Consider the following 995-nt stretch of genomic DNA (forward strand, 5'->3'; position numbering starts at 1 on the left):
CCCCCGCGCACGCGGCCACCACGGCGGCCCCGGACGCCGCGGCCTCGCACGGCCGCGGCCGCCCCCTCGTGCCGAAGGGCCGCCTCGGCATCCAGCTCTACACGCTGCGCGACAAGGTGGCCGAGATCGGCTTCGCCGCCGTCTTCGCCGAACTCGCCCGGTACGGCTACGAACAGGTCGAGTTCGCCGGCTACACCCAGGGCACCGGGGACATCTCGCTCGGTGAACTGCGGCGGCTGCTGCGCGAGTTCGGGCTGCGCGGCATCGGCAGCCACGTCGGCTACTGGTCCGCCGACCCCGCCGACTACACCTTCGACACCCAGCTCACGAAGGTCCTCGACGACGCCGCGGCCCTCGGGCTGCCCCATGTGGGGACGGCCGCGAGCCCCGACCGCTACGGCCGTACCGTCGACGCCTGGAAGCGGGCCGCCGACGACTTCAACCGGTACGGCGCGGCGGCGCGCGAACGCGGCCTGAAGTTCTACCAGCACAACCACCAGATGGAGTTCGGCTTCGCCGAGGACCGGCCCGACGTGCGCCTCTACGATGTGCTGCTCGCCGAGACCGACCCGGACCTGGTCTTCCTGGAGATGGACATCTACTGGGCGTACGCGGGCCGTTACCGCTTCAGCGTCCGTCCCGACGGCACCCCCGCGCCGTTCGAGCCGATCGACTACGTGCTGAAGCAGCCGGAGCGCTATCCGCTCTTCCACGTCAAGGACGGGGAGCACGACGAGAGTGCGGACGACGGCTACCGCATGGTCGACGTCGGCGACGGCGACATCGACTACCGTCGCTTCCTGACGACGGTCGGCAGGACCCCCGGCGGACGGCGGCACAACTGGCTGGTCGAACACGACCAGCCGGCCGACTCCCTGCGCACGGCCCGCCGTTCGGCCGCCTATCTGCGCTCGCTGCGCGCCCGGGAGCGTTAGCGGCCTCCGCACGCCCGGCGCGTACGCGGCTGCCGGGCCTCCCGCAACGGCGGGCGGCCC

Annotated in this window: 1 protein-coding gene; it reads left to right on the plus strand. The window is 72.6% G+C overall.

Going from position 1 to position 995, the window contains the following annotated elements; all coding sequences use genetic code 11:
• Positions 1-935 (plus strand): sugar phosphate isomerase/epimerase family protein (locus AN218_RS29305; protein WP_070020111.1); only part of this gene is annotated, 935 nt, incomplete at its 5' end.
• Positions 936-995: the final 60 nt, after the last annotated feature.

Source organism: Streptomyces nanshensis (assembly GCF_001751255.1).
GTDB lineage: Bacteria > Actinomycetota > Actinomycetes > Streptomycetales > Streptomycetaceae > Streptomyces > Streptomyces nanshensis_A.